Here is a 26,998-nt window from a genome sequence, read left to right on the forward strand (position 1 = left end):
AAATTTTCAATTCAAAGAGGTTTGGTATGAATTATGTCGAATGTATAGTTTAGCCAACATCCGTTCCTATAATTAACGATAAAAATGTAATATTTATTTTCGGAAAATTGGCACTTTTTATCAGGGGGAGTTTCAATGAAGAAAACTACATCAACACTATTAAGTATGGCGCTCGTCTTTTCGAGCTTTGGAGCATTAAGCGCCCATGCTGAATCACTGCAAAAAGAGAAGCAATTTAGCCCACAGTTAAAAGCAAATATTGAACAATGGGGAGAAAACAAAATCGCGCAAAATGTTGAAACAAAAACATCAAAAGAAATTTCAGTTATTGTAGAATTGCAACATGCTCCACTCGCTTCACAAAGTAACATTCAACATGCTCCGGACCTACAAAATAGCAATGTGCAATCATACCATGCACAACTAAAAAAAGCACAAGAGGATACAACAAAGAAAATAAAAGAAAAAGCACCGAAAGCAACCATAAAAGAAACGTATAGTACGTTATTTTCTGGATTTTCTATTTCTATCCCAGGGGATCAAATTGCCGCTCTAGCTTCTTTACCTGAAGTAAAAGCAATTTATCCGAACTTAACATATAAATTACATGAAACGTCAAAAAGCCTAGCAGATCAAGAAACACCAAACGTTGGAGGCCCTACAGTTGGTGCACCTGAAGCTTGGAATTTAAAAGATCCGACTGGCAAATCCCTTGATGGAAAAGGGATGAAAGTCGCTATTATCGATTCAGGTGTCGACTATACCCATCCTGATTTACAAGCAAATTATATCGGTGGCTATGATACAGTCGATGAGGATAATGATCCGATGGATGGAAACGTTCACGGTACCCATGTTGCAGGAATTATTGCTGGTAACGGAAAAATAAAGGGGATTGCTCCGAATGCTTCTATACTTGCTTACCGTGTCATGAATGATGGTGGTACTGGTACGACCGAAGATATTATTCAAGGTATTGAGCGCGCTATTCAAGATGGTGCCGATGTTTTAAATCTATCTCTTGGTCAAGATTTGAATGTACCTGATCAACCTGTAACAATGACGTTAGAACGCGCAGCAAAACTTGGTGTTACTGCGGTCGTCTCAAATGGAAATGATGGACCAAAACCTTGGTCTGTTGACGCTCCTGGTAACGCAAGTAGTGTCATCTCTGTTGGAGCATCTACAGTTTCTATTCCATTTCCAACATTCCAAGTAGCTGGTTCCAATAAATCTTACCAAGGATTACCGTTATCAAAAGCAGACTTCCAAGTAGGAAACGATGCTCAGCTTGTATATGTTGGCTACGGTAATTCAAGCGATTACGCTAAACAAGATGTAAAAGGTAAGTTCGCCCTTGTTTTACAAGGAACTTCGAGCACATTAGTAAAAGCAGAACAAGCGAAACAAGCTGGCGCTCTTGGCGTGCTACTAATTTCTAACGAAAAAGAAATTAATCTTATGCCCGAATATTTTGCACGTGAAGATGTAGCTCTTCCAGTTATGCAACTATCAAATACAAATGGCGAAGAGTTAAAAACTTTAATTACAAAACGAAAGAAAAATATAAAAATTGGACAACCAAAGCAAACAGAACTTATTGGTAACTTTAGTTCAAGAGGACCATCACAAGGTAGTTGGCTTATAAAACCTGATATAGTTGCACCTGGAGTGAAAATTACTAGTACAGTGCCGAGAGGTGGCTATGAATCTCACGACGGAACAAGTATGGCTGCGCCACAAGTAGCGGGAGCCGTTGCCCTGCTGCGTCAAATGCACCCTGATTGGACGACAGAACAATTGAAAGCAGCTCTTGCCAACACTGCAAAAACATTAAAGGATGTCAATGAAAATGCATATCCTGTCATGGCACAAGGATCTGGTTTAATTAACATTCCAAAAGCAGCCCAAACAGATGCATTAGTGAAACCTAACAATGTAAGTTTCGGTCTTATTAAACCTAATAGCGGCAAAGTGAAGTTAACACAAAATATTACGTTACAAAATCTTTCTAACAAAAAGAAAAACTTTTCAACTCGCATTGAATTACTAGATACAAAAACAAAAGTCCAGACTTCTTTCTCTTCTTCTATTAGTGTGAAACCTAATAGTAACATTGAAAAGCCTTTTACTATTACTGTAGATAGCTCCTTACCACAAGGTGTATATACAGTAAATCTATATGTGAAAGAGCAAGGTAAGACTGAAGAAATGCGTATTCCATTTACGTTTAGCATTGATCCGAAAGAATACAAACGTATTGATGGTCTTGAAATCGTTAATTCTACTTTTAGTCCAAATAATGATGGAATACTAGATGACAACCTGATCAATTACTATTTAGTTACACCAGTGGAGGATGTAACATTTCACGCTAATTTAATTACGAAAGACCGTGTAACATATCAAGGCATGATACATCAAGGTAAAAACGAAACACCTGGTTATAAATCTTTCAAATGGAATGGTACGAAAACTGACGGATCTCCTCTACCTGATGGCTTATACCAAATCGAAGCTGTTGCTTCTAACTCTGGTGGAGAAACGAAACAGACAGGAGCTGTGTTTGTCGATCGTACTGCACCGAAATTATCGTCTGAAGTAGATCAAGAAAACCTCGTAATTAGAGGTAAAGTAGATGATATACTTTTGGATTGGATGGCAGAATCCGGATGGGTTGCTCCAGGACATCCCGTAACGATACAGTATGAAATTAACGGAAATGGAGCATGGGAAAGTGCATACCTAAATCCTTGGGAGAAAAACTATGAAATTTATTTCGATCGTAGTCAATTACAACAAGGAAAGAATACAATTCATATTGTAGCAACCGATGCAGCTGGAAATAAATCTAATTTAAACGTCGATTTAGAAGTGAAATAATAAAATTATTGTTGACAAACTTTTAAATATAGTTTTATAATACAAAACATAGTTTAGTTGAACGAATTATATATCGGCTTTGAAGGAATACTAGTAGCGACTTATATCCCTGTCTCAGAGAACTGATGGTTGGTGCGAATCAGTACATATACAAGCGTGAATTACAATTCTGGAGCTTCTTTCCCGTAATGCTTTTTATGCATGAAGAGAAAGACGGATCTTTCCGTTATCTTAAAGTAAGTGGTAAACAATTAATTGTTTACAAATAGGGTGGTACCGCGATTTTTATCGTCCCTATCGGATTTTCCGATAGGGGCTTTTTTGCGTCCTTCCCTTTTAAATAACTTCATATATACGCGTTGAAAGAATCGCAGTAGTATTTTGTATCCCTGTTTCAGAGAGCTAATGGTCGGTGGGAATTAGCACATATATAAGTACGAATTACAATTCTGGAGCTTCTTTTTCGTAGTGCTTTTATGCATGAAGGAAAAGACGGGATTTTTCCGTTATCATTAGTTGAGATGTAAGTATATTTTCACTTACAAATAGGGTGGTACCGCGATTTTTTCGCCCCTATCGGATTTTCCGATAGGGGATTTTTCTATTTCTCACGCAAACAGTTGTTAAAGAATTTCGAATGTTATGATAAAATTTTATAAGCGCTTACAATTATGAAAGGAGGTGGTACAAGCTATACAAAACTGGTATTCATTTTTATAGAGAAAAAGGAGGACGTCTAAATGACAAAGAAAAAAGAAATTCCATCACATTTAAAACCATTCGTATCCACACAGCATTATGATCAATACACACCGGTGAATCACGCTGTTTGGCGTTACATTATGAGACAAAACCATAGCTTCTTAAAAGATGTTGCTCATCCATCCTATGTTAACGGACTACAATCATCTGGTATTAATATAGATGCAATTCCAAAAGTAGAAGAAATGAATGACTGTTTAGCACCAAGCGGCTGGGGTGCCGTAACGATTGACGGACTTATTCCCGGCGTCGCATTCTTCGATTTTCAGGGGCATGGATTACTACCAATCGCAACAGATATTCGTAAAGTAGAAAATATCGAGTATACACCCGCTCCTGATATCGTTCATGAAGCTGCAGGCCACGCACCGATTTTGCTTGATTCTACATATGCAAAATATGTGAAACGCTTTGGACAAATTGGAGCGAAAGCTTTCTCCACAAAAGAAGAACATGATGCTTTTGAAGCCGTTCGTACATTAACGATCGTAAAAGAAAGCCCTACTTCTACACCTGAAGAAGTTGCAGTTGCTGAAAATGCTGTAATCGAAAAACAAAACTTAGTTTCTGGTTTATCAGAAGCAGAACAAATTTCACGTTTATTCTGGTGGACAGTGGAATACGGCTTAATCGGCAATATAAATGATCCGAAAATTTACGGTGCTGGTCTCCTTTCCTCTGTCGGTGAAAGTAAGCATTGCTTAACAAACGCTGTAAAGAAAGTCCCATTCTCAATTGAAGCTTGCACCGGGACAACTTATGATGTAACAAAAATGCAACCACAGCTATTTGTTTGTGAATCATTTGAAGAATTGACTGAGGCCCTTGAGCAGTTCTCTACAACGATGGCATTTAAAACAGGTGGAACAGAAGGATTAGAAAAAGCAATCCGCTCCGAAAATCATGCTACAACTGAGCTAAGTAGTGGATTACAAATTACGGGTACATTTACAGAGACAATTAAAAATGATACTGGTGAAGTTATTTACACACGAACAAGCTCACCAACTGCATTAGCAATTCATAATAAACAACTAGCAAATCATTCTACATCTGTGCACAGCGATGGATTCGGGACACCAATCGGATTACTAGATGGAGATATTGCATTAGAAAATTGTACAGAAGAACAATTACAATCATTAGGCATTACAATTGGAAGCAGTGCAGAGTTTACTTTTGCAAGTGGCATTCATGTAAAAGGAACAGTAACAGACATTGTAAAGAATGATAAAAAAATTGCTCTTATCTCCTTTATAAATTGTGCAGTTACTCATAAAGATCGCTTATTATTTGATCCTTCATGGGGAGCATTTGATATGGCTGTCGGCTCACAAATCACTTCTGTATTCCCAGGAGCGGCAGATGCGGCTGCATTTTTCCCGATGAATGAAGAAGTACAAGAAACGCCTGATCCACTTGTACTGAATAAGCTTGAACGTATGTATCAAACAGTTCGAGATATACGTAACGATAGTATTTTACACGATACTCATACTGATCAATTAATAGCTATTCAAGAAGTATTAAATAAATTTCATCCGAAAGAATGGTTGCTTCGTCTTGAAATTTTAGAATTGCTTTTAGAACATAACAAAGGTCACGAAGCATCAGCAGCATTATTACAACAACTTTCTACTTTCACAACTGAAGAATCTGTAACACGTCTTATTAACAATGGTCTTGCGTTACTGCAGGTAAAGGATGTGAAAAATGATGCTACGATTAACTAATGAAGAAGTACAAGAGGAGTTAGCAAAGCTGGATAAATGGACAGTGAAAGATGAAAAATGGATTGAAAGAAAATATATGTTTTCCGACTACTTAAAAGGAGTCGAATTTGTCTCTGAAGCCGCCAAACTATCAGAAGAACATAATCACCACCCATTTATCCTTATCCAGTATAAAGCAGTCATTATTACTTTGTCATCTTGGAATGCAAAAGGTTTAACGAAACTAGATTTTGACCTTGCAAAGCAATTTGATGAACTATTTTTACAAAATGAAAAAGCTATTATAAGAAAGTAAAAAAAAGAGAAGCCTTTATTTAGGCTTCTCCTTTTACTTTAAAATGTATACAATGTCCAAACGGATCCTTGGCCTGTAATATTCCATCTTTATACGTAGCCACTACGCCAATATATTTTAAGCTTTCACACACTTGCTCTTTTTGTTTTTCATCTGCTAGTATAATTGTGAAATACTTTAAGCCAACGGAATTTGGCATTTGTGATGGTATACCTTCACCTTGCCATGTATTTAAACCGATATGGTGATGATAACCGCCTGCTGACACAAACAGTGCTCCATTACGAGCTGGGATCGTTACATCAAAGCCAAGACCATCAACATAGAAACGTTTCGCTTCCTTCAAATCAGCTACATGGACATGAATATGCCCCATCACAGTACCAGCTGGAAATCCACTCCATGTACTTCCTTGCTGTAATAATCCTTCGCCGTCTAACGGGTTACTAACAAATGGTAGCTCTCCATTTTCATCATGCCAAACTTCTTTTTGGCGATCATGATAAATTTCAATCCCGTTTCCATCTGGATCAGCTAAATAAAGAGCTTCACTAAAGTAATGGTCGGCTCCGCCGTGCAGTGGATATACCATCTCTACAAGATGACGAAGAATGTTCGCTAAGTCCTGTCTGTTTGGTAATAAAATCGCGTAATGATATAACCCTGTTCTCCCTCTTTGCTTTGGTAAAGCTTCTTTCTTCTCTTCAATAATAAGGAGTGGTTCTTCATTTTCATTCCCAAATGTAACGACTGTTTCCTCTTCTTTTAGCACTTTCATACTTAATACTTCTGTATAAAACTCTAGCGATTTCTTTAAATTTGATACATATAAATGAACAACCCCAAGTGTTGTTTCGGGATGAAGTGGAAAGCCCATTTTGTTATACCCCCATTTTAATTAATTCTTCTTTAACATTTTCTCTTTTAAGAAATTATCTACAAAACCATTAGCTTTCGCAACAAATAAGTAAGCACCCATCGCTAATAATGCAAGTTCTAACTCAAATCCAGGATTTTTCCCGTCTCCTAACAAACCAGCTGACCATTTTACTTTCACAATCGCTCCAACCATAACAAGTGCAAATAATAAGCCAATATACCTTACGCCTAAACCTAGAATTAACAATAGACCTCCAACTAATTCAACTGTTGCTACACCGTATGCAAGTCCTCCTGGTAAACCAATGCTTGTAAACCACCCTGCAATATTGTCAATTCCTGATTGGAATTTTGTTAAACCGTGCATAAAGAACGTTACCCCTAACACGATACGAATAATTAAGTTACCAATATGTTGATTCATTTCTTTCTCTCCTTTATAGTTTTGTTATACAAAACTTTTATTTACATTACAAAACATACACTAATTATTTTTATTCGTCAATTCATTTTTCATGAGAAAAAATATTTTTTTTTTGCTATGATACAAATAGTTGTTTACAAAAAGGAGCATGATTTTATGAATATCGGTTCTGCGATTCGTGAAATTCGTCAACGTAGAGGAATTACGATTGCCCAAATTTGTGAAGGAACAGGTCTTTCTAAAGGCTTTATGAGTCAGGTTGAAAACAATAAAACATCACCATCTATCTCAACTTTAGAAATGATCGCTAATTTTTTAAATGTTCCCCTTCCATATTTATTGTTAGAACAAAAAGATCGTTTGAAAATTGTAAAAAAAGAAGAGCGTAAATACAGTGTGTATGGAAAAGATGAACAAAGAATTGAACATGTTGCGGAGCAAGGTGGTCTCCGCCTATCTCTAGTAGAAATTTCTGCCGGATTCCCGAAAGAAAACTCACCAAATGCTCATGAAGGTGAAGAGTGTCATCTTGTATTACGCGGAAAACTAGAAGTTCAACATGGAGAAGATATTGCGATTGTAGAAGAAGGTGATTCTTTCTCTTGGAATGCATGCGTTCCTCATATTGTTCGCAATATAGGTGAAGAATCTGCATTATTACTTATCTCTAGTCATGCGGAAAATCGAAAACGTGTTTACTAAACGATAAAAAAGAAGCCTGTTTCGTAACAGGCTTCTTTTTTATTCCCTTATAATTCCATAACTCGTCCCAACTAGTACGGTCTTTTCATGTTGATTGCGATAAACTGACTCAATTGAAACTTTTTTATATCCTTCCATTTGCTCAATATTTGTTAAAGTTAATTCACAAGTAACCGTATCCCCTGTAAAAACTGGTCTAATAAACTCACTTACTAATTCCCTCGCTATGTAATGTAACTCTTCGCCTACTTTCGTCCCAATGCTAGCAGTCAATAAACCATGGACCATTAATCGTCCATTCTCATCATATTCCATATGATGTCTACCTTTATCGCCTGTAATATTTGCAAATTCAAAAACTTCTTCCTCGGTAAATCTTCTTTCGTATTTAAATATATCCCCAACTTTTACATTCATTTTTATCCCCCGTTTAATAAACTGAATTTTCTTTTATTTTACCACAAAATGAGTCTCAGTTCAGTTTATATTATTAAAATAGCAATCCTTTTTCTTTATTACCTTATAAGTTATCGATGCCCTTCCTTTTTTGCCACTTGATACCCATAGTACGCACATGTTCCATTTCTTGATAACTCTCTTACTTCAAAATCACAACTTCTATAAAAATCAAAATTGTTAGCGGACGTATGCGCAAACCAATCGCCATGCGGAAGCTTTTGTAAACAAAGAGCTACAAGTTTCTTACCTAACCCTTTCCCCCTATACTCACACTTCACAACTAAATTTACTATGTTAGCAACCATGATTTGATCAGAAATAACTCTAACCATCGCGACCATTTCTTCTTCATCCCAAATTGTGAAAGCCCATGTTGAATTTTCAAATGCAATCGTAAACTTTTCAATTTGCCAAGAAGGGATATTATCATTACTCCAGCCAGCATCTTCAAATAATGTCTTAATCGCATATGCTGGCACTCCATTCGTTCCTTCACGAATAATTAGTCCATTATGATAAATATACATGTAATCCCTCCCTTTATTTTTTATATACCATTCTCCAAAAAATGCAATTCACCTTTTTTCATCCAACCCGCTTAATGGAATAAACGAGAACATCCATCTCATGAAATGAAGTTGTTTTCTCATAACTAAGCCCTGTTTTTCTAGCAACAAATATTGAAGCTGGGTGGTTCGGATTAATAAGTGAAATTAATTTATTCATTTGTAATGCTTGAAAACCATAGTCTCGAAATGCCGCCGCAGCCTCTTTCGCATACCCTTTCCCCCAATACTTAGGAAGTAGCCAATAGCCAATCTCAATTTCCTCTTTTCCATCTACCTTCTGCTTGACAAGTCCTGCATGACCAATTCTTATCCCAGTTTCCTTTTCAATCATTACAAATAAACCGAGACCATTTTTATAATTTGGAAGTACCCTCTCCTCCAAACTTTTTTTACATTGCATAAATGTTTTTAACGTTCCATTTCCAATATAGCGCATTACCTTCTCATCCCCCCATAAAGAAGCATAAAATGGTAAATCATCCATTGTATATTTGCGAAATTGTAAGCGATCTGTATGGAACACTCTTTTATTCACTCCCATCATTTTGAACCTCATTACATAACAACATATTTCAAACTACGTAAGTGTTGAATAATTCATATCAGGAAAGTTACCAAAAAGAAAGAAAATTCAATCTTATAAAAGTGTATTATATCAAAAAAAAGCAGTAGACAAAAGAGTGTCTACTGCATCCATATCATAACTAGTATAAAGAAAACTACAATTGAGGGGGTGTAGGATTTTCAAATATACTAGATACTTATCCCGTTCTAACGGGCGGTAAACCTTCCAATCCTTTGAGTGGAAAGTTTACCGCACATAAGAACTTTGCGGTCATTAAGAAAGCACTGTTAAGTACTCAAATACACGCTGAGCTTTTTCTCCACCCATTCGTGCATGTTGAAGAAGAGAGATGCCATGTGGGCCAGATGCACGTAATGCTTCTGGTTGTGCTACTAAAATGGCTTGTACGACTTCAAGTTCACCCAGCATAGCTGCTGCAAAAATATCCATCCGAGCTCCCTTTTCCAGTAAATAAAGAGCAATATCTTTACGGCCTACATGGGCCGCTGCTCCTAAGGCACTTTCCCAATCTGAGCCACCCCAATTATAAGAAGCATGAAGTAAGCTCGGTGATTCGGCCAAAAGCTCCTGTACTCTTTCTAGATCTCCGTGAGCTGCCATAACAAATTCCCTTACTAACTCAGTGGTAATACGCTCGTCTGTTTGCATCTCTCTTCTCCCTTTTCACAAATTCGTTTCGGTGTAAAAAATGGCTTGTCACTCCCTTGGAATATATCAACTTCAATTCCAAATACACGCTGAAACATTTGATGACATAGTACTTCTTCTGGTACGCCATCATACTGAATCTTCCCTTGTTTTAATACGAGTAAACGATCGCTATATTGAGCCGCTTGATTAATATCATGTAAAACCATTACAATCGTCATACCAAACTCTTCGTTTAATCGTTTAACAAGTTCCATTACTTCTAACTGATGGACGATATCTAAAAAGGTTGTTGGTTCATCTAATAGTAAGACATTTGTGCGTTGTGCAAGCGTCATTGCAATCCAAGCACGTTGCCTTTCTCCTCCTGATAAGGATTGTAAAAGACGATATTCATACCCTTCAAGCTTTGTAACAGACAATGCCCAATCAACAATTTCTTCATCTTCTTTATTTAAGCGACTACTCCATGATTTATGAGGACCTCTTCCGAACTCTATTAGTTCTTTCACTGTTAAATCTAATTGATGATCGTGCATTTGTGGTAACATCGCTAATTGCTTCGCTACATCTGCACTCTTCATCGTATAAATATTTTCCCCATCTAAAATGATGTCTCCTTCGCTTTGTTTAAGTAGCCGTGCTATTAAACGAAGCAAAGTAGATTTCCCCGATCCATTCGGACCGATTAAACTAACGATTTCTCCAGCTTTAATATGTACATTCATATTTTGCATTTGAAATCTTTCAGAATGTGCGTAAAACACTTTGTTAACGGAAATCACGTTGTTTTCCTCCTCTATGGATTAAATATAAGAAGAACGGACCACCTAAGAAGGACAATAAAATACCAACAGGCAATTCGATTGGATCGAACCAACTTCGAGCTATCGCATCCGCAAAAACAAGTAATATCCCACCGCCAAGGCATGATAATGGCAGTAAATATTTATAGTCATTTCCAACTAATAAACGTAACATATGCGGTACAACAAGACCGACAAATCCAATAAGACCAGAAACACTAACTGCTATTCCAGCTAACATTGTACTTACTACTATTAAATAAAACCGACTTCTTTCCACGTTATATCCTAATAATTTTGCCATTTCATCCCCAAGCATTAATACTCGAATATGTTTAATACCGAAGAAAGCTAATATAATAGCGAATATCGCATAGTAAATAATCATATTTAAATGTGCCCAACTAACACCACCAATACCACCAGCTAACCACGGTAAAACTGATTGTACTTTGTCGCTATGTAATAACATTAGCGCTGAAGTCGCTGCACCAATTAAGGCGTTTATTGAAACACCTACTAATACAATTCGTGAAGGTGGCGCCCCCTTTTGCCATGATAGTGCGTAAATGACCATTGCTGTAATAAAAGCTCCTAAAAACGCTCCTAGTGGTAAGAATGCCATATGTTGAGGAAATAAAATCATGATTATAATTGCTACAAGACCTGCTCCTGATGAAACTCCGATAATTCCAGGATCTGCAAGAGGATTTCTCATAACCCCTTGCAATAATGCTCCTGATGCAGCTAAACACGTTCCTACTATAAAACCAACGAGCACTCTCGGTATACGAAGATCCCATACAATTCGATGAACTGTCGAACCTTCATCTTGTATACCTTCTATAATGTCTCGTAAAGAAAAAGATAAGCTCCCTGCAAAAAGGCCATAAAAAAGACCTAGAACAGTTAATACGACTAAAGTAACTGTTATTATCCACCTTTTTCTCGCAAAAGGATGTTCCTTTTCTCTTACTATTTCACTACTCTCCATACTTATCATTTCCTTACATCTTGTATACTTTTATACATAAAGTCCATCGCTTCTGTAACTTTTGTCCCAGGATTTGATCCAAATAAATCTGGTGGTAAAATAACTACACGATTTTGTTTTACTGCATCTAAATTTTTCCATGCTTCATTTTTCATCATTTCGCCTTCAAATGCTTTTTTCACACTATTGGGATCTCCATGTGTAATTAAATAAATCACATCTGGATTTGCTTCAATAATACGTTCTACACTTAGCTGTGCATATTGCGGATACTCTTTCATTTCTGGAAAACTAGCTGCGATATTTTTCCCGCCTGTTTTTTCTAAAATATCCCCTGATAGAGATGTTGGTAATGCTGCTAAATAAGTGCCTGGTGCTCCATAAACTAGCAACGCTTTAACATCACTCTTTTTCTCATATTTCTTCATTTGATCATTAATTTTTTGGTTAAGCTCTTTTGCTTTATCTTCTTTCTTCATTACTGTTCCATACATTTCAATACCCTTTTGAATATCTTTTACAGAGTTGGCTGAAGAAATGATTACTTTTGTTCCTTGTCCTTCGACCGTTGGAATGTTCTTTTGGAATCCATTGTTAGCAACAAGTACATCCGGTTTTAAACTAGCAATTTGCTCAAAGTTCGGTTGATGTGCATTCCCGATTACTTGTGCTTTCTTTAATTCCTCTGGGAGAGTTAATTTTGTATCAGGACGACCTACTATTTTTCCACCTAAAGCATGAATGATATCCATGTCTCCCATACTCAACGTAGCAAAACTTTCAGGAACTTTATTGAATGTTATCTTTCTGTCTGAGAGATCGGTAATTTCGATTTTGTCTGTTCCTTTGTCTGTTTTTGTTGCGGATGCTTTTTCGTTTTCTTTTGCACTGCAACCTATTAATAAGAAAAAAATAGATAAAATCGCTGTGAACAGCGTAATAGATTTGTTCATTCTTTCACCTCTAATTGATAATAATAATCATTAACTACTATTCTACTTTAATTGATAAGGATTATCATTGTCAATATGAAACGCATACATTTTCTACAAAAATGAAAAAACGCTACAAAAAGATTTCTTCTTTTCGTAGCGCCCTATTTAACAATTTTCTTCATATTCGCTCTCCTCTAATTGATCACGCATCGTTCTAACACGCTTAAAGAAGAAAAAAGCAAGAACTAAAAATACAATAATACTCCCCATCATAACAAAAGACTGTACCATACTTTTTATTCCACTTGGAATTAATAAACCGATCATTAAAAATGTACTTATAGCTAAAAGTACTTGTGCAAACCGGGTATAATCTGCTATTTTTTCTTGTAATTCTTTCATCTGCTTATCACTCCCATCCTCACTTTATCACATTCTATCAAGCTTAAAGACAAGTAAATAGAACCAATCTGGGAGATGTTTTCCAAAGTAAAAAAGAGCCGCTTACTCGCGGCTCTTTTTTATCTATTATACGCCTTTATATGCTTCCATATAGATTTCTTTCAGCTCTGAAATGAGCGGTAATTTTGGATTAGCTGTTGTACATTGATCTTCAAAAGCTCTTTCTGCTAATAATCCAACAACCCCTTCAAATTGGTCTTTAGCAACTCCTTGTCCTGCAATACTCATATTTATATTTAAGCTTTTTCCAAGCTCAATAATTGCTTGGACGAGTGATTCCACACCTTCCGCTGTTGAGCTTGCTGGAAGCCCTAGCATTCTCGCAATATGTGCATAGCGTTCATCAGCCACAAAGTGCTCATATTTTGGGAACAATGCGTGTTTTCTTGGCTTAATAGCATTATAGCGAACTACGTGCGGCATAAGAATTGCATTCGCACGTCCATGCGGAATATGGAATTCCGGTCCAATTTTATGCGCTAAACTATGATTAATACCTAGGAAAGCATTTGCAAATGCCATCCCTGCGATTGCGGAAGCATTATGCATTTTTTCTCGTGCTTCTTCATCATTTCCATTTTTATATGCTCTCGGTAAATATTTAAATACGAGATCAATTGCTTTTAATGCTAAACCATCAGTATAGTCATTTGCCAGAACAGACACATACGCTTCAATTGCATGTGTTAATACGTCCATACCAGTATCTGCCGTCACATGAGGTGGTACTGTCATTACAAATTGCGGATCAACAATCGCTACATCTGGTGTTAATTCATAATCCGCAAGCGGGTATTTAATATTATTTTTCTTATCTGTAATAACCGCAAATGGCGTCACTTCTGATCCCGTCCCTGATGTTGTTGGAATGGCAACAAATTGTGCTTTATTTCCCAAGTTCGGATACTTACATGTACGTTTTCTTATATCTAAAAACTTCTGTTTTATTCCATAGAATGTCGTTTCTGGGTGCTCATAGAATAGCCACATCCCTTTTGCTGCATCCATAGCTGAACCGCCACCAAGCGCGATAATTACATCTGGTTTAAAGCTTTTCATCATGTCCGCACCTTTAAATACAGTTTCATCTGATGGATCTGGCTCAACTTCAAAGAAAACTTCAACTTTCACATCATTTGCATGCTTACGTAAATAGTGCGTAACTGTATCTACATAACCGTGCTCAACCATCCCTGGATCCGTTACAATAAATGCGCGGGAAATGTTAGGCATGTTTGCTAAATATGCTGTCGCATGTTTTTCAAAATAAATTTTGGGTGGTAATTTGAACCACTGCATATTCTTTTTTCTATTTGCCAACCTTTTTATATTTAATAAATGAGTCGCCGTTACGTTTTGGGAAACTGAGTTTTTCCCGTAGGAGCCACAACCAAGCGTAAGTGATGGAATAAATCCATTATATATATCACCAATTCCACCTTGTGATGAAGGTGCATTTACAATGAGACGGCAGGCTTTCATACGTAACCCAAATTGTTTTTGTACTTCTTTATTTGTAGAATGGATAACCGCTGAATGCCCTAGGCCACCAAGCTCTAACATTTCTTCGCAATATGTAAATCCTTCTTCTAATGAATTTGCTTTTACACAAGCTAACACTGGGCTCAGTTTCTCACGAGATAGTGGATACGCTGCTCCGATGCCTTTAATTTCAGCTGCAAGCATTTTTGTATGTTCAGGTACAGTAATTCCTACTAATTCAGCAATATACTGTGCTGATTTCCCAACAATATCACTATTTACTGCACATGTATTTTCATTAATAACAAGCTTTTCTAATTTCTTTCTCTCTTCCTCTGTTACAAAATAACAATTATTTGCAATCATTTCTGCTTTAACATCATTATAGATTTCCTTATCTACAATGATGGCTTGTTCTGACGCACAAATCATACCGTTATCAAATGTTTTCGATAAAATCAAGTCATTAACAGCACGTTTTACATGTGCCGATTTCTCTATATAACATGGTACATTACCTGGCCCTACACCTAGCGCGGGTTTACCAGTAGAATAAGCCGATTTCACCATACCAGCCCCTCCAGTTGCTAGAACGAGTGCGACACCATCATGGTTCATTAATTGTTTCGTTGCTTCCACAGAAGGTCTTTCAATCCATTGAATACAATGCTTTGGTGCACCAGCTTTCACTGCTGCATCATATACTGTTTTTGCCGCTGCAACGGAACAGTTTTGTGCAGAAGGATGAAATGCGAAAATAATTGGATTTCTCGTTTTTATCGCGATTAATGCTTTAAACATTGTTGTCGATGTTGGATTCGTTACTGGCGTTACCCCAGCTACTACACCGACAGGTTCTGCGATTTCTATTATTTCTTCATGAGGATCTTCATGAATAATTCCTACCGTTTTATCTTTCTTTATACTATGCCAAATATATTCAGTGGCAAAAATATTTTTAATGCATTTATCTTCATATACGCCACGGCCCGTTTCTTCAACAGCCAACTTCGCAAGCGGCATATGTTGATCGACACCCGCAAGCGCCATTTCATGAACAATGTTGTCAATTTGCTCTTGTGTAAAACTTTCTAATGCTTGTAAAGCTTTTTGACCGTTATCTACTAACGTATCAATCATCTCTTTTACCTCTTGCATTTCATTTACAACTTTCTCTTTGACTACCATGTAAATTTCCTCCTATTCTGCTATCTTGGACTTCATAAGTCCCTATAGGTCATAAAAAGTCCCGATTAGCGTAAAAAAATAGAGTTACCTTCCTACATGAATCCCATCACTTGTGAAACATTTCACAAGTTTGTTCGTGAATAATATTTCATGAATTCAATATACATGAAATCATTTCATTTGTGTATGTCTAATTTGTGAAATATTTCACATATTAATATAGTAAAAATGCACTGCTCTATATTAGCAGTGCATTTTTACTATGCTAGTGCTTGTGCCAAATCTTCAATTAAATCTTCTCCATCTTCAATACCAACAGAGATTCGAATTAATGTATCTGTAATTCCTAATTCTTTACGGCGATCTGCTGGGATTGATGCATGTGTCATTTGTGATGGAATGGAAATTAAGCTTTCTACTGCTCCTAAGCTTTCAGCAAGTGTAAAGTACTGTAACTTCTCAAGTACTCTATTTAATGTTTCTTCACTATCTACATCGAATGAGATGATTGCACCAAATCCGTTCGCCTGTTCTTTTGCTAATTCATGATTTTGATGTGATTCAAGACCTGGATAATATACTTTATTTACTTTCGGATGGTTATTTAAAAACTCAGCAATTGCGCGTGAATTTATTTCATGCTCCTCCATACGAATTCCTAATGTTTTTAAACCACGAAGTAGTAAGAAGCTGTCTTGTGGTCCAAGAATACCTCCTGTTGAGTTTTGTACGAAATGAAGGTCTTCTGCTAGTTGCGGGCTATTTACAGCTACTAGGCCTGCAACTACATCACTATGCCCACCTAAATATTTCGTTGCACTATGAAGTACAATGTCTGCTCCTAAAGAAATTGGCGACTGCCAATATGGCGTCATGAATGTGTTATCAATAATTGTTAATAAATCGTTTTCTTTAGCAAGAGCGGATATTTTCTTAATATCAGTAATTTTCAGTAATGGATTCGTTGGTGTTTCCACATAAATCGCTTTCGTATTTGGGCGAATTGCTTCTACAACTTCCTCTAGGTTTGTTGTATCTACAAATGTATGCTCAATGCCGAAACGGTTTAGTACTTTTGTAATAACGCGATACGTACCGCCATAAACATCATCTGTTAAAATGACGTGATCTCCTTTTGAGAATAGCATAATAGTTGCTGTAATAGCTGCCATCCCTGAACCAAATGCAAATCCAGCATGACCATTTTCTAACACTGCAATCATTTCTTCTAAAGCTGAACGAGTTGGATTACCTGTTCGTGAATATTCATATCCTTGATGCTTACCAACTGCTTCTTGTTTGTACGTACTCGTTTGATATATCGGCACGTTTACAGATCCAGTTGAAGGTTCTCCTATGCGAATACCATGAATTAACTTTGTCTTTGCTCTCATTTTTTATTCCCATCCTTTGTATATGTCTTTACTTAAATAGCGCTCACTACTATCAGGAAAAATCGTTACAATATTTGTACCTGGTGCTGCGTTTTCTGCCTCAAGTAAGCTTGCATGAAATGCCGCTCCTGAAGAGCTTCCAACGAGAAGGCCTTCCTTTTGCGCCAATTCTTTTACACGTAAAAATGCATTTCGATCAGAAATCGTATGAATTTCATCAAAATAAGATGTTTTTAAAAATGGTGGAATGAATTCAAGACCAATACCTTCTGTTTCATGTGAACCAGCTTTACCGCCATTTAAAATAGATCCTTCTGGTTCTACAATAACCGTTTTAATATCAATATTTCTTTCTTTTAAATAAGACGCAGTTCCCATAAACGTACCACCAGTTCCTGCCCCTGCAACAAATATATTAATCTCTCCATTCAGCGCATCCCAAAGTTCAGGACCTAGTGTTTTGAAATAAGCACGAGGGTTTGCTTCATTAGCAAACTGACTTGGAGAGTATGAATTTGGTATTTCCTTTACTAATTCTTTTGCCTTTGCAATTGCGCCGGTCATTCCTTGCTCAGTCGGTGTATGCACGACCGTTGCACCTAGCGCTTTCATTAATTCTTGTTTTTCAATACTAAATTTCTCTGGTACACAAACAATGACGCGTAAATCATGTTCTAACGCTGCAAGTGCCAGTCCAATGCCAGTATTCCCAGCCGTCGGTTCAATAATTGTTCCGCCCTCTGCAACAAGCCCTTTTTCTAGTGCATCTTCGATTAATTCTCTTCCTAAACGATCCTTAACGCTTCCGCCTGGGTTGTAAAATTCAAGCTTTGCAAATAAACGGACTCCTTTCGGAAGTGAAAAACGAGTAATTTCCACGATTGGTGTATGACCAATCAACTCATGAACTCCACGATATACATTCATCGTGTTCTCCCCCTTATTTGCCAATAAAGAAAAGGCAACTGTATGTATTTTCTTTATATGAGACAGTTGCCTTTTTGTTACATTACTTTAACTCTTCTAGTACTTTTACGATAAAGTTTGTAGAATGAAGAGCTGCTTGATCTAAAAATTGATCAAATGAAACATTTGATTCTTTACCAGCAATATCAGAAAGTGCACGAATAATAACAAACGGAACTTCATATTGGTGGCATACTTGCGCAACAGCTGCTGCTTCCATTTCTACTGCATAAAGATCTTCAAATTTATCACGAATTGCTGCAACACGGTTCGGATCACTCATAAATGAATCACCTGTTGCAATCATACCTTTTACGACTTGAATATTTTCTTCTGCCTGCATACATTTCTCAGCTAATGCAACTAATGCCTCATCAGCTTTAAATCCAGGTGGCATTCCTGGCACTTGACCATATTCGTAGTTAAATGCTGTTACATCTACGTCATGGTGACGAACTTCTGTTGAAATAACCACATCTCCAACATTTAAAGAATGATGAAATCCACCAGCTGAGCCAGTATTAATTACTTTTTCAGGCTTATATTTTTCTAATAAAATTGTCGTTGACATCGCTGCATTTACTTTACCAATACCAGACTTTAGCAAGATTACTTCATGTCCTGCCAATAGCCCTTTCGTAAATTCACAACCTGCAACAGTTTCTGTTTCTGCTTGTTCTAGTTTGTCACGTAAAATACGTACTTCTTCTTCCATTGCTCCAATTACAGCAATTCTCAATCTAATCCCTCTTTCTATTGCTTAGTTGCCTCCATTACCCAAACGAAATGATTTAATCTCGTAAACGTTACGTGGAAGCCATTGTTTTCAAAAATAGATTGCATGATCGGAATACGTGTATAGTATTCTGTTTGCAAATCGTTTGCTAACTGATGAAAACCTCTTTGTTTTGCTACTTCGACAGTTTTATCATATGCATCTTGATCTGCAAATATCGTATCAGCAAACACTATTTTACCACCTTTGTTTAGCAATTGACTATACTTCGCAATTGCTACGTCTTTTTCTTCATCTATTAAATGATGAAATGCGTAAGTGCTCACAATAGTATCGATTGAATTTGGGACTTCAAATGAAAGAAAATCACCCTCTGTAATTGAAAACTCTTTTGGTAATTTCTCTTTTGCAATAGTACGCATTTCGCGTGACGGTTCTATACCGTAAACTGTGCGACCAGCAAGTAATAATTTATTTGTTAAATTGCCAGTACCAACACCGAATTCTAATACGTTGCCAAATGACTTGTTAACTACATCCTCTAAAATGTCCTCATAATGGGCGAAAACTTCTTTATATTGTATATCTTCGCCTTGTACAAATGAGTCGTACGTATGAGCCCATTCATCAAATAAACCATTAAATTCTGTTCCCATAAAAATTCCCCTTTTTCTTATCGGTTTTATCAGTATGATATTCTCTCTTTCTAAAAATGTCAATTGAAATGTACGTAGTATTTCCTTCTTTTCTTTGTTACACTATAGGTGATTATCATAGGAGAGGGGGCATCTTCGTGTCATTTACCTTTGAAATGTTAGAAGATAAAGTAGAATTTTTCGAGGCTGCAAACTTAGTTTCTCTAGAAAAAAAAATTAACGAACAAATCGATAATAATAAAGCACTTATGCTCGAAGTTCATCATATTTCTCACCAAATGATTATGGATCCTGAAAGCAAAAGACCTTATTATAGTGCGGTTGTTCATTTTAAATTAAAGAAATTACGCTAACTAAAAAAAGAGAGGCTCTTAAGAGCCTCTCTTTTTTTAGTTTAGAGTTTGAACGAGTACTGGTTTCCAGCCCTCATTGTCTACCCAATCAATATTTACATAATATTTTTTACCTGATTGTTTATCTTGTACGTTACCGTAAGCTTTATTCTTACCGTTATTTCCAATTCTATGGATAACTAATTGATTTACTGGAACGTCAATTGCAGCTGAAATCGCTTGATTCATCTCATTCCAATCTGCTGTACCTTTTTTAAACGTCATCGCAGGTGTTGCACCTTGCTCTGTACCTACTGGCTTCCAAGAAGATTTCGTATAAGCATCTGTTGCCTGTGACTGTGTTTTTTCAGCTGGTGCTTTCTCGTTAGCTTTCGCTTCTTCTTCAGCTTTTTTCTTTTCTTCCTCAGCCTTTTGCTTCTCTTCTTCTTCCTTCTTCTTAGCCTCTGTCTTATCTTGCTCATTCTTCTTCGGCTCTTCTTTACCTTTAGCTTTCTCAGCTTTATTCTCTTTTGTTGTTTGCTGAGTTACTTTTTTATCACTAGAAGACGCTTGCTCTTTTGTACCAGGAACAAACAATTGATATGCTACAATAGCTACTGCTACTAATACAATAGCAATCGCAATATTTAAAACACCGTTTTGACGACGTTTTTGTTGTTTCTGTTGGAATCTAGATCCTCCTGCCATTCTTCAAACCTCCATGCAGTTTTTCATACTTGCTATTGTAACATTAAATCTAGAAAGGTTGAACATTTACAATAATATTTTCACGAAATGAAAACATTTCATAAATAATTGCAAGATTACTTTTCAATTTCTAATTGATGGATTGCCTCTACCATTTCTGCAAAAACTGGTGTGACTACATTTTCATTACTATCTGTTTCTATATCAACTACAACTAAAGCATATCTTGGGTTTTCATATGGAAAATAACCTGCAAACCAGCGATTCACCCTCTCTCCTTTTCCTGTTTGTGCCGTCCCAGATTTTCCAGCGACAGTTAGTGGCAACGAACGGAATGCGGTTCCCGTTCCTTTCTCCATCGTTACAACGCCTCTTAACAACTGTTGTAATTTTTTCATCGTTTCATAAGAAAGCTGTTTCCCATTTAATTTATGATTTTCAAATGTAAAAAAGTCGGTTCCATTTTTATACACTATTTTTTTAACGACTTTCACTTCCATCTTCTCTCCACCTCTAGCAATTGTCGCCATCATATTCGCTATAGCTAGAGGTGACACACGTACATCTTTTTGTCCGACCATCGTTTGAGCAATCGCTTTTCTACTATCTTTATTTTCTTCACTTTCCCAAATAATAGCACTCTTTTCTTCTGGCAATTGCTCAAATTCTGGTGTATGAAATACCGAACCTTTCCAACCTACCTTCTCACGTGCTCCTAAGGCCTCTAAATACGTTTCTAACAATTCCCTATCCTTTTGCATTAGTTCACCACCTAATACAGCAAACGTTCGATTACAGCTTCTAGCAAAGCTTTCCTTAAAGTTTAATGACCCCATCATAACTTGTGGAAGATTTTCACCGTATAAATCTGTATTACAGTTAAATGTACGATTAAACCGCACCAAATTCTCATCAATTCCTGCTGCTGCAACTACTGTTTTAAAAACAGACCCCGGAAAATGAGGAGTTAACATTTGATTTTCAAGTGTAGCTTTATATATCCTCCTATCATTCATCTGTAAAGAAGGCCTACTTACCATTGCTACAACTTCACTATTCTTTATGTCTAGTAATACTAACCCACCTTTTTTTATTCCGTTTTCATCTATAATCTTCTCTGCTCGTCGTTGCAACGTTTTATGTATTGTTGTTTGAATAGTAACTGGATAAAATGGATTTCCTGGTGAAGTGTATTTCGCCTGCTTCCCAAAAATCGGTTCTCCTTGTCGATCCACTTGATATAGTACTTTCGCTTCTCCATCAGTCAGTAAAAATTCATCAAATGATTGTTGCAATCCAGAAATACCAATTGGCGTTTGTTTCGAAGTTTTTTTCATTTCTCCATAACGCTTTTGAAATTCCTGTTCATTCTCTCCCACATCACCAATTAAATGATCTGCCTCTCCCATTTGCTTCAGTCGAACTTCTGCTGCTACAATACCTAAAATATCTAATTGATTTACCTTCTTCATCTGCTCGAGCGTTAATTGAAATGGGGTATTCTCCCTTCGTAATATAAATGCTTGATTCTTATTTTTCATTTGCAGTCTTATCTCTTGTCTCGACACACCAATGATATGCGCAATTTTCTCTAACATGTCATTTTTTATTTGTAAAAATGGAAAAATAATTAAGACTGGATATTTCTCTTCACCAATTTCCTTACCATTTCGATCTGTAAAATGCCCTCTTCCATTATCTACTGTAAGTGATTGTGTTCGTTGCGTAACACTTTTTTCAATCAGATTGATATTTCGGTCAGTAAATGATTCCGTATCTATAATCTGTATTTGGATTAAACGACAAAGTAATAAAAAAATCACACCCATAAAACAAATTAAAACAATTATAATTCTCCGTTTCATTTTCATAAAAAACACCTCGTCTATTGTAGTTTAGACGAGGTGTTTCACCTTTTATACAAATAAAAAATCACTCGTTTTTACACGAGTGATTTTTTACGTTATTTTACAGAGATAATCTCTACTTGCATTTCTCCGCCTGGTGTTTGGATTGCTACCTTCTCACCAATTTGCTTACCTAATAAGCTTTTTGCGATTGGAGAATCGTTAGAAATTCTTCCTTCAAATGGATCGGCTTCTGCGCTACCTACGATTATGTACGCTTCTTCGTCTCCACCTGGTAACTCTTTAAATGTTACTGTTTTACCTAATGTTACAACTGTAGACTCTTCACCATTGTCTTCAATGATAACCGCATTACGAATCATGTTTTCAAGTTGTGTAATACGTCCTTCTACGAATGCTTGCTCATCTTTCGCTGCATCGTACTCAGAGTTCTCAGAAAGATCTCCGAAGCTACGTGCGATCTTAATACGCTCTACAACTTCTTTACGTCTTACTGTTTTTAATTGTTCAACTTCGTTCTCTAGTTTTTGCTTACCCTCTTGCGTCATAGGGTATGTTTTTTCTGTTGCCATGTTTTCCACTCCTTTTATATACCAATCCCCCGAAAAAAAGAGGAGTTCCATATGAAAACTCCTCCGCTTATATAGCGGAGGTTTCTAGCACACGTAGCACTAGTGGAGTTGTCACATACAACCCCTTATTCTCCAATTCTTCCTTATATAAAGAAGGTATGTATGGAAAGTTGATATAAATATGCCCTCACCTATTGGTAGGTGAGGTTTCATGTTTCATTGTATTCGATAAGAAGGGAAAAAATCCCTTCCTATCGTATATCTTTTACTATGCTATTACAAATTTACTTTTTGTTCAAGAATTGTTGCAATTTTTGTAACCATAATATCAATTGCAACATGGTTTTGTCCACCTTCAGGGATAATAATATCTGCGAATTTCTTAGAAGGCTCAATAAATTGATTATGCATTGGACGTACAACGTTTACGTATTGGTCGATAACTGAATCCATTGTACGACCGCGCTCTTCAATATCGCGCTGCATGCGGCGTAAAATACGAAGGTCTGCATCTGTATCAACGAACACCTTAATATCCATTAACTCACAAAGACGTGGGTCTTCTAAAATAAGAATTCCTTCTAAAATGATTACATCTTTCGGCTCAACTGGAATAATTTTTTCTGAACGCGTATGCAATGTATAGTCATATATAGGCTTTTCCACTTGCTCATATGCAAGCAACTGCTGCAAATGGTCAATTAACAAATCATTATCAAACGCTAACGGATGATCGTAATTTGTTTTTAAACGTTCTTCCATTGGTAAATGGCTTTGATCTTTGTAATAATAATCTTGCTCCAAGATTAAAATGGAATGACCTTTAAAATGGTCAAAAATCGCTTTCGTTACACTTGTTTTTCCTGATCCTGAACCACCAGCGATTCCAATTACAACAGGCTTATTCGTCCCCATTCGACTACCACTCTTTCTTATTGAAGTATGTTTTTGCGCATCATATTATTCACATACACTGGTTGATCCACTTTGAATTTCACGATTTGCAACGGATGTCTCGCTGCATCTAATTCGTTTCCATCCTCATCCCAAATTTTCTCCACCGTCTGCGTAAAGTTTTCTATTTCTGGCCCAAAGAACTCCACTTCATGTCCTGGTTTGAAGTGATTACGTTGCTCAAGCGTTACGATGCCCGTTTCTTCATTATAATCTAACACTAAACCAGCAAAATCATACGTTGTTTTCTTACTATGATTTCCAAACATTTGCTCTTGATGTCCTGGAACCCCTTCAAAGAATGCAGGAGCTGTATCACGATTTGCACATTTATCAAGTTCATCTAACCATTCTTGTTTAAACTCAAAGTTATCCGGATCCGCACAATACGCATCAATTACTTTACGATATACAGTTGCTACAGTCGCTACGTAATGGATAGATTTCATACGTCCTTCAACTTTTAAGCTATCAATTCCAATTTCAATCATTTTCGGAATTGATAAGATTAAATTTAAATCTTTTGGGCTCATCGCAAAGTGAGCATCTTCTTCTTGGAATAGAGGAAGCTCTTTTGCATCTTTATGTTGTGATACCGTTTGAACTAAATCATAATCCCAGCGGCAAGATTGACAACAACCACCACGGTTAGAGTCACGCGCTGTCATATGGTTACTTAATGTACATCTCCCTGAATACGCGATACACATTGCACCATGGACGAATGCTTCAATTTCAACATCAACTTTTTCTTTAATTTCTTTCATTTCTTCATAGCTTGCTTCACGAGCTAATACAAGACGATGTAAACCTTCTTCTTTCCAATACTGTGCTGCTTTCCAGTTGGATAGTGATTGTTGTGTACTTAAATGCACCTCAACAGAAGGAGCTACACGTTTACATGTCTCAATAATAAGCGGATCGGCAACGATAATTCCCGTTACGCCAGCTTTTTCAATCCCTTTTAAATATTCCTCTAGCCCATCCATATTTTCATTATGTGCAAAAATATTTGTTGTTACGTATATTTTTGCTCCATATTTCTTTGCAAATTCAACGCCTTCTGCCATGTCTTCCAGCGTAAAGTTACCTGCATTAGAACGAAGACCAAATTCTTGTCCACCTAAATATACAGCATCTGCCCCATAATGGATAGCTACTTTTAATTTTTCTAAGTTACCCGCAGGGATTAACAGTTCAGGTTTTTTCACAATAACGCGTTTGCCATCGATCACTCGTGAAATTTCTTGTACAGTCATTTCCTACACCCTCCTCGTTTAGTAAACCGTTTCTTTAAAGAAGAATCCTGTATCTAACGGACGATTTACCGGTTGTATTTCTTCTATCTCTTTAAATAAATCATCTTTCACGTCATAATACGCATCACGATCTTCTACACATAAATCAATCGCCTTACGATATTTCTTCGTTACCTCAATAATGTACTCAGAACTTTTTAGGACACCATCAATTTTTAAGCTATCGACTTCAGCATCGATTAGTTCCTCTAACTCATCGATGAAACAAATATCATTCGGACTCATAATGTGAGTACCATTTTCATCTTCATAAATTGGATATTTGTTATTACGTTCCGGGTCGTATAAGAACATATTCTCTTCATACTTTTTCTTTTCGATGTCGAGATTACGCCCTTGATACTCAAAGTAGTTTCCTACTAGTGAACGCTTCGATTGGAACATGCAAGTCATACCGTGAATTTGTACTTCAAGTTCCACTTCAGCATTTTCTTTTAATTCAGCAATTTCATCTAAGCTAAGCTCACGAGCTAATACAGCGCGTTTCGCTCCTCTTTGCCCCCAATAGTTACAAGTAAACCAGTTTGTTGCTGTCGTTTCTGTATTCCAGTGAAGTTGCATATTTGGTGCAACTTCACGAACAGCCATTAATACCGCTGGATCTCCGAAAACAATCGCATCTACATTTACCTCATTTAAAAAGGCAACATAGTCCGTTAATTCTTCTACTTTATCATTGTGGAACATTGCATTCATTGCAACGTATACTTTCACACCATTTTCATGCGCAATGTTTACAGCTTGTTTCACATCTTCACGTGAAAACTCTCCTGCCAAACGTAAACCAAACTTTTGTTCACCAACCATTACTGCATCTGCCCCTGCTTTCGCAAGAGGTTCAATATCCGCCACCGCTCTAGGCGTTACTAACAATTCAGGTTTCTTCATACTTTTGTCACCCTCTCTTTTTACTTACAGCCACTCCATCGCCAATCGGGAAAATCGTTGTATCATATCCTTCATGATTCATAAGCCATTCATTGTACGTCTTAATACGACGAATCAAACCACGGGTACGTCTATTTTCAATTTTCTCTTTTGTCGTCACAAGACCATGGTACATAACGTTATCTGAAATAATAACGCCACCAGGATTTAATAACGGTTCGTATAAGTCAAAAAAGCGACGATACTGCCCTTTCGCTGCATCAATAAAAATAACATCAAATGTTCCATGTTCTTTCACTTGTTCGCCCGTTTCTAAAGCATCACCGTAAATAACAGAAATACGGTCTGTTACCGAGGAACATTCTATATATTCAAGTGCCTTTTCATATCGTTCACGATTGCGCTCTACTGTCACAATGCGAGAGTTCGGAATAGCTTGCATCATACGAATACTAGAATAACCGATTGCTGTTCCAAGTTCTAAAATACTTTCCGGTCCAATTAAACGTAAAAATTGCAGCATAAATTCCATTCCAAGTCGATCCATAATCGGCACATGGTTTTCAGTTGCATACTCTTCCATTTCAAGAATTAATTTATCTTTTGGATCAATAAATGATAATAGGTACTCGTTAACTGCATCCTCCATAATTGGTCCTCCTTATTTACATGGAGAAGTGCCTCTATGACGCGTCAACCTTTGTCTTTTCACACATAGAATGCAATAAAAATACAAGCCAGTTTCACCCTTAGCTTGTACGTCCCGTTTTGATATTAAAAACGATTCTTCTGCCAGTT

Annotated in this window: 27 protein-coding genes and 2 other annotated features; of the genes, 5 read left to right on the forward strand and 22 right to left on the reverse strand. The window is 36.7% G+C overall.

Translation table 11 applies throughout. The features are described from left to right. The first annotated feature begins 135 nt into the window (after nucleotides 1–135). The 3 genes from QCI77_RS22265 to QCI77_RS22275 all read left to right on the forward strand — a co-directional run bounded on the left by QCI77_RS22265 (nucleotide 136) and on the right by QCI77_RS22275 (nucleotide 5,673). A complete protein-coding gene (locus QCI77_RS22265) occupies nucleotides 136–2,883 on the forward strand; it encodes a S8 family peptidase (protein ID WP_353825488.1) in 2,748 nt (915 codons plus the stop codon). Between the two features lie 70 nt (nucleotides 2,884–2,953). After that, nucleotides 2,954–3,182 (forward strand) — a binding site (T-box leader). 51 nt (nucleotides 3,183–3,233) lie between these two features. Continuing rightward, nucleotides 3,234–3,461: a binding site (T-box leader), on the forward strand. A 162-nt stretch (nucleotides 3,462–3,623) separates the two neighbouring features. Further along, nucleotides 3,624–5,378, forward strand: coding sequence for an aromatic amino acid hydroxylase (locus QCI77_RS22270; protein ID WP_002167645.1), 1,755 nt, complete (start codon nucleotides 3,624–3,626; stop codon nucleotides 5,376–5,378). After that, the gene (locus QCI77_RS22275) at nucleotides 5,359–5,673 is read left to right on the forward strand and encodes a 4a-hydroxytetrahydrobiopterin dehydratase (RefSeq protein ID WP_353825489.1); all 315 of its coding nucleotides are present in this window, start codon (nucleotides 5,359–5,361) and stop codon (nucleotides 5,671–5,673) included. The genes QCI77_RS22270 and QCI77_RS22275 overlap by 20 nt, the downstream gene beginning before the upstream one ends. 19 nt (nucleotides 5,674–5,692) lie before the next feature. Here the strand turns inward: QCI77_RS22275 and QCI77_RS22280 are convergent, their stop codons facing one another. Both QCI77_RS22280 and QCI77_RS22285 read right to left on the reverse strand, forming a co-directional pair. Continuing rightward, entirely contained in the window at nucleotides 5,693–6,550 is an 858-nt protein-coding gene (locus tag QCI77_RS22280) for a VOC family protein (RefSeq protein ID WP_353825490.1), read from the reverse strand. Between the two features lie 21 nt (nucleotides 6,551–6,571). Further along, a complete protein-coding gene (locus tag QCI77_RS22285; protein WP_002015248.1) occupies nucleotides 6,572–6,976 on the reverse strand; it encodes a DoxX family protein in 405 nt (134 codons plus the stop codon). A gap of 156 nt (nucleotides 6,977–7,132) precedes the next feature. On the opposite strand from QCI77_RS22285, the gene QCI77_RS22290 reads away from it, so the two are divergent. Beyond that, the gene (locus QCI77_RS22290; protein WP_002015249.1) at nucleotides 7,133–7,678 is read left to right on the forward strand and encodes a helix-turn-helix domain-containing protein; all 546 of its coding nucleotides are present in this window, start codon (nucleotides 7,133–7,135) and stop codon (nucleotides 7,676–7,678) included. A gap of 39 nt (nucleotides 7,679–7,717) precedes the next feature. Here the strand turns inward: QCI77_RS22290 and QCI77_RS22295 are convergent, their stop codons facing one another. From QCI77_RS22295 to QCI77_RS22355, 13 genes are all read right to left on the reverse strand, one after another. Further along, complete coding sequence (locus QCI77_RS22295; RefSeq protein ID WP_002015250.1) at nucleotides 7,718–8,095, reverse strand: hotdog family protein; 378 nt, start codon at nucleotides 8,093–8,095, stop codon at nucleotides 7,718–7,720. A gap of 110 nt (nucleotides 8,096–8,205) precedes the next feature. Beyond that, nucleotides 8,206–8,664, reverse strand: a complete 459-nt coding sequence (locus tag QCI77_RS22300) for a GNAT family N-acetyltransferase (protein WP_002015252.1) — start codon at nucleotides 8,662–8,664, stop codon at nucleotides 8,206–8,208. Between the two features lie 58 nt (nucleotides 8,665–8,722). Continuing rightward, the gene (locus QCI77_RS22305) at nucleotides 8,723–9,250 is read right to left on the reverse strand and encodes a GNAT family N-acetyltransferase (RefSeq protein ID WP_002015253.1); all 528 of its coding nucleotides are present in this window, start codon (nucleotides 9,248–9,250) and stop codon (nucleotides 8,723–8,725) included. Between the two features lie 294 nt (nucleotides 9,251–9,544). Further along, nucleotides 9,545–9,940 carry an ankyrin repeat domain-containing protein gene (locus tag QCI77_RS22310; protein ID WP_002129192.1) on the reverse strand — a complete coding sequence of 132 codons (396 nt, stop codon included), beginning with the start codon at nucleotides 9,938–9,940 and terminating at the stop codon, nucleotides 9,545–9,547. Continuing rightward, nucleotides 9,907–10,725 (reverse strand): ABC transporter ATP-binding protein, encoded by an 819-nt coding sequence (locus QCI77_RS22315; protein WP_002129193.1) that lies wholly within the window; start codon nucleotides 10,723–10,725, stop codon nucleotides 9,907–9,909. Before QCI77_RS22315 ends, QCI77_RS22310 begins: the two co-directional genes overlap by 34 nt. Continuing rightward, on the reverse strand, nucleotides 10,712–11,740 hold the full coding sequence (locus QCI77_RS22320) for a FecCD family ABC transporter permease (RefSeq protein WP_002015259.1): 1,029 nt from the start codon (nucleotides 11,738–11,740) through the stop codon (nucleotides 10,712–10,714). Before QCI77_RS22320 ends, QCI77_RS22315 begins: the two co-directional genes overlap by 14 nt. A gap of 5 nt (nucleotides 11,741–11,745) precedes the next feature. Then, complete coding sequence (locus QCI77_RS22325) at nucleotides 11,746–12,693, reverse strand: ABC transporter substrate-binding protein (protein WP_002015260.1); 948 nt, start codon at nucleotides 12,691–12,693, stop codon at nucleotides 11,746–11,748. A gap of 147 nt (nucleotides 12,694–12,840) precedes the next feature. Further along, entirely contained in the window at nucleotides 12,841–13,077 is a 237-nt protein-coding gene (locus QCI77_RS22330) for a YrhC family protein (protein ID WP_002034123.1), read from the reverse strand. Between the two features lie 126 nt (nucleotides 13,078–13,203). After that, a complete protein-coding gene (gene adhE / locus QCI77_RS22335) occupies nucleotides 13,204–15,807 on the reverse strand; it encodes a bifunctional acetaldehyde-CoA/alcohol dehydrogenase (protein ID WP_002190733.1) in 2,604 nt (867 codons plus the stop codon). Between the two features lie 260 nt (nucleotides 15,808–16,067). Continuing rightward, nucleotides 16,068–17,201 carry a bifunctional cystathionine gamma-lyase/homocysteine desulfhydrase gene (locus QCI77_RS22340; RefSeq protein ID WP_002034121.1) on the reverse strand — a complete coding sequence of 378 codons (1,134 nt, stop codon included), beginning with the start codon at nucleotides 17,199–17,201 and terminating at the stop codon, nucleotides 16,068–16,070. A gap of 3 nt (nucleotides 17,202–17,204) precedes the next feature. Beyond that, nucleotides 17,205–18,128 carry an O-acetylserine dependent cystathionine beta-synthase gene (locus QCI77_RS22345; protein ID WP_002143205.1) on the reverse strand — a complete coding sequence of 308 codons (924 nt, stop codon included), beginning with the start codon at nucleotides 18,126–18,128 and terminating at the stop codon, nucleotides 17,205–17,207. Nucleotides 18,129–18,210: 82 nt separating this feature from the next. After that, the gene (gene mtnN, locus QCI77_RS22350) at nucleotides 18,211–18,906 is read right to left on the reverse strand and encodes a 5'-methylthioadenosine/S-adenosylhomocysteine nucleosidase (protein ID WP_002015266.1); all 696 of its coding nucleotides are present in this window, start codon (nucleotides 18,904–18,906) and stop codon (nucleotides 18,211–18,213) included. Between the two features lie 14 nt (nucleotides 18,907–18,920). Further along, nucleotides 18,921–19,559 (reverse strand): class I SAM-dependent DNA methyltransferase, encoded by a 639-nt coding sequence (locus QCI77_RS22355; protein ID WP_002015267.1) that lies wholly within the window; start codon nucleotides 19,557–19,559, stop codon nucleotides 18,921–18,923. A gap of 137 nt (nucleotides 19,560–19,696) precedes the next feature. On the opposite strand from QCI77_RS22355, the gene QCI77_RS22360 reads away from it, so the two are divergent. After that, the gene (locus QCI77_RS22360; protein ID WP_002015268.1) at nucleotides 19,697–19,912 is read left to right on the forward strand and encodes a YrzA family protein; all 216 of its coding nucleotides are present in this window, start codon (nucleotides 19,697–19,699) and stop codon (nucleotides 19,910–19,912) included. Nucleotides 19,913–19,948: 36 nt separating this feature from the next. On the opposite strand, the gene QCI77_RS22365 is transcribed toward QCI77_RS22360, so the two are convergent. From QCI77_RS22365 to QCI77_RS22395, 7 genes are all read right to left on the reverse strand, one after another. Further along, nucleotides 19,949–20,599 carry a YrrS family protein gene (locus tag QCI77_RS22365; protein WP_098777215.1) on the reverse strand — a complete coding sequence of 217 codons (651 nt, stop codon included), beginning with the start codon at nucleotides 20,597–20,599 and terminating at the stop codon, nucleotides 19,949–19,951. Between the two features lie 116 nt (nucleotides 20,600–20,715). Next, the gene (locus QCI77_RS22370; RefSeq protein ID WP_353825491.1) at nucleotides 20,716–22,470 is read right to left on the reverse strand and encodes a peptidoglycan D,D-transpeptidase FtsI family protein; all 1,755 of its coding nucleotides are present in this window, start codon (nucleotides 22,468–22,470) and stop codon (nucleotides 20,716–20,718) included. 92 nt (nucleotides 22,471–22,562) lie between these two features. Next, the gene (greA, locus tag QCI77_RS22375; protein ID WP_105584419.1) at nucleotides 22,563–23,039 is read right to left on the reverse strand and encodes a transcription elongation factor GreA; all 477 of its coding nucleotides are present in this window, start codon (nucleotides 23,037–23,039) and stop codon (nucleotides 22,563–22,565) included. Between the two features lie 276 nt (nucleotides 23,040–23,315). After that, complete coding sequence (udk, locus tag QCI77_RS22380; protein ID WP_002015274.1) at nucleotides 23,316–23,954, reverse strand: uridine kinase; 639 nt, start codon at nucleotides 23,952–23,954, stop codon at nucleotides 23,316–23,318. A gap of 17 nt (nucleotides 23,955–23,971) precedes the next feature. Next, complete coding sequence (locus QCI77_RS22385) at nucleotides 23,972–25,252, reverse strand: peptidase U32 family protein (RefSeq protein WP_002015275.1); 1,281 nt, start codon at nucleotides 25,250–25,252, stop codon at nucleotides 23,972–23,974. 18 nt (nucleotides 25,253–25,270) lie between these two features. Further along, on the reverse strand, nucleotides 25,271–26,200 hold the full coding sequence (locus QCI77_RS22390) for a peptidase U32 family protein (RefSeq protein ID WP_002015276.1): 930 nt from the start codon (nucleotides 26,198–26,200) through the stop codon (nucleotides 25,271–25,273). Between the two features lie 7 nt (nucleotides 26,201–26,207). Then, a complete protein-coding gene (locus tag QCI77_RS22395) occupies nucleotides 26,208–26,849 on the reverse strand; it encodes an O-methyltransferase (protein ID WP_002034114.1) in 642 nt (213 codons plus the stop codon). Nucleotides 26,850–26,998: the final 149 nt, after the last annotated feature.

This window comes from Bacillus cereus group sp. MG9 (genome assembly GCF_040459995.1).
Taxonomy (GTDB): Bacteria; Bacillota; Bacilli; order Bacillales; family Bacillaceae_G; genus Bacillus_A; species Bacillus_A mycoides.

Coding starts and splice junctions, on each gene's coding strand:
- QCI77_RS22265 (WP_353825488.1), top strand. CDS start 136: ATGAAGAAAACTACATCAACACTATTAAGTATGGCGCTCGTCTTTTCG.
- QCI77_RS22270 (WP_002167645.1), top strand. CDS start 3,624: ATGACAAAGAAAAAAGAAATTCCATCACATTTAAAACCATTCGTATCC.
- QCI77_RS22275 (WP_353825489.1), top strand. CDS start 5,359: ATGATGCTACGATTAACTAATGAAGAAGTACAAGAGGAGTTAGCAAAG.
- QCI77_RS22280 (WP_353825490.1), bottom strand. CDS start 6,550: ATGGGCTTTCCACTTCATCCCGAAACAACACTTGGGGTTGTTCATTTA.
- QCI77_RS22285 (WP_002015248.1), bottom strand. CDS start 6,976: ATGAATCAACATATTGGTAACTTAATTATTCGTATCGTGTTAGGGGTA.
- QCI77_RS22290 (WP_002015249.1), top strand. CDS start 7,133: ATGAATATCGGTTCTGCGATTCGTGAAATTCGTCAACGTAGAGGAATT.
- QCI77_RS22295 (WP_002015250.1), bottom strand. CDS start 8,095: ATGAATGTAAAAGTTGGGGATATATTTAAATACGAAAGAAGATTTACC.
- QCI77_RS22300 (WP_002015252.1), bottom strand. CDS start 8,664: ATGTATATTTATCATAATGGACTAATTATTCGTGAAGGAACGAATGGA.
- QCI77_RS22305 (WP_002015253.1), bottom strand. CDS start 9,250: ATGATGGGAGTGAATAAAAGAGTGTTCCATACAGATCGCTTACAATTT.
- QCI77_RS22310 (WP_002129192.1), bottom strand. CDS start 9,940: ATGCAAACAGACGAGCGTATTACCACTGAGTTAGTAAGGGAATTTGTT.
- QCI77_RS22320 (WP_002015259.1), bottom strand. CDS start 11,740: ATGGAGAGTAGTGAAATAGTAAGAGAAAAGGAACATCCTTTTGCGAGA.
- QCI77_RS22325 (WP_002015260.1), bottom strand. CDS start 12,693: ATGAACAAATCTATTACGCTGTTCACAGCGATTTTATCTATTTTTTTC.
- QCI77_RS22330 (WP_002034123.1), bottom strand. CDS start 13,077: ATGAAAGAATTACAAGAAAAAATAGCAGATTATACCCGGTTTGCACAA.
- adhE (WP_002190733.1), bottom strand. CDS start 15,807: ATGGTAGTCAAAGAGAAAGTTGTAAATGAAATGCAAGAGGTAAAAGAG.
- QCI77_RS22340 (WP_002034121.1), bottom strand. CDS start 17,201: ATGAGAGCAAAGACAAAGTTAATTCATGGTATTCGCATAGGAGAACCT.
- QCI77_RS22345 (WP_002143205.1), bottom strand. CDS start 18,128: ATGAATGTATATCGTGGAGTTCATGAGTTGATTGGTCATACACCAATC.
- QCI77_RS22355 (WP_002015267.1), bottom strand. CDS start 19,559: ATGGGAACAGAATTTAATGGTTTATTTGATGAATGGGCTCATACGTAC.
- QCI77_RS22365 (WP_098777215.1), bottom strand. CDS start 20,599: ATGGCAGGAGGATCTAGATTCCAACAGAAACAACAAAAACGTCGTCAA.
- QCI77_RS22370 (WP_353825491.1), bottom strand. CDS start 22,470: ATGAAAATGAAACGGAGAATTATAATTGTTTTAATTTGTTTTATGGGT.
- greA (WP_105584419.1), bottom strand. CDS start 23,039: ATGGCAACAGAAAAAACATACCCTATGACGCAAGAGGGTAAGCAAAAA.
- udk (WP_002015274.1), bottom strand. CDS start 23,954: ATGGGGACGAATAAGCCTGTTGTAATTGGAATCGCTGGTGGTTCAGGA.
- QCI77_RS22385 (WP_002015275.1), bottom strand. CDS start 25,252: ATGACTGTACAAGAAATTTCACGAGTGATCGATGGCAAACGCGTTATT.
- QCI77_RS22390 (WP_002015276.1), bottom strand. CDS start 26,200: ATGAAGAAACCTGAATTGTTAGTAACGCCTAGAGCGGTGGCGGATATT.
- QCI77_RS22395 (WP_002034114.1), bottom strand. CDS start 26,849: ATGGAGGATGCAGTTAACGAGTACCTATTATCATTTATTGATCCAAAA.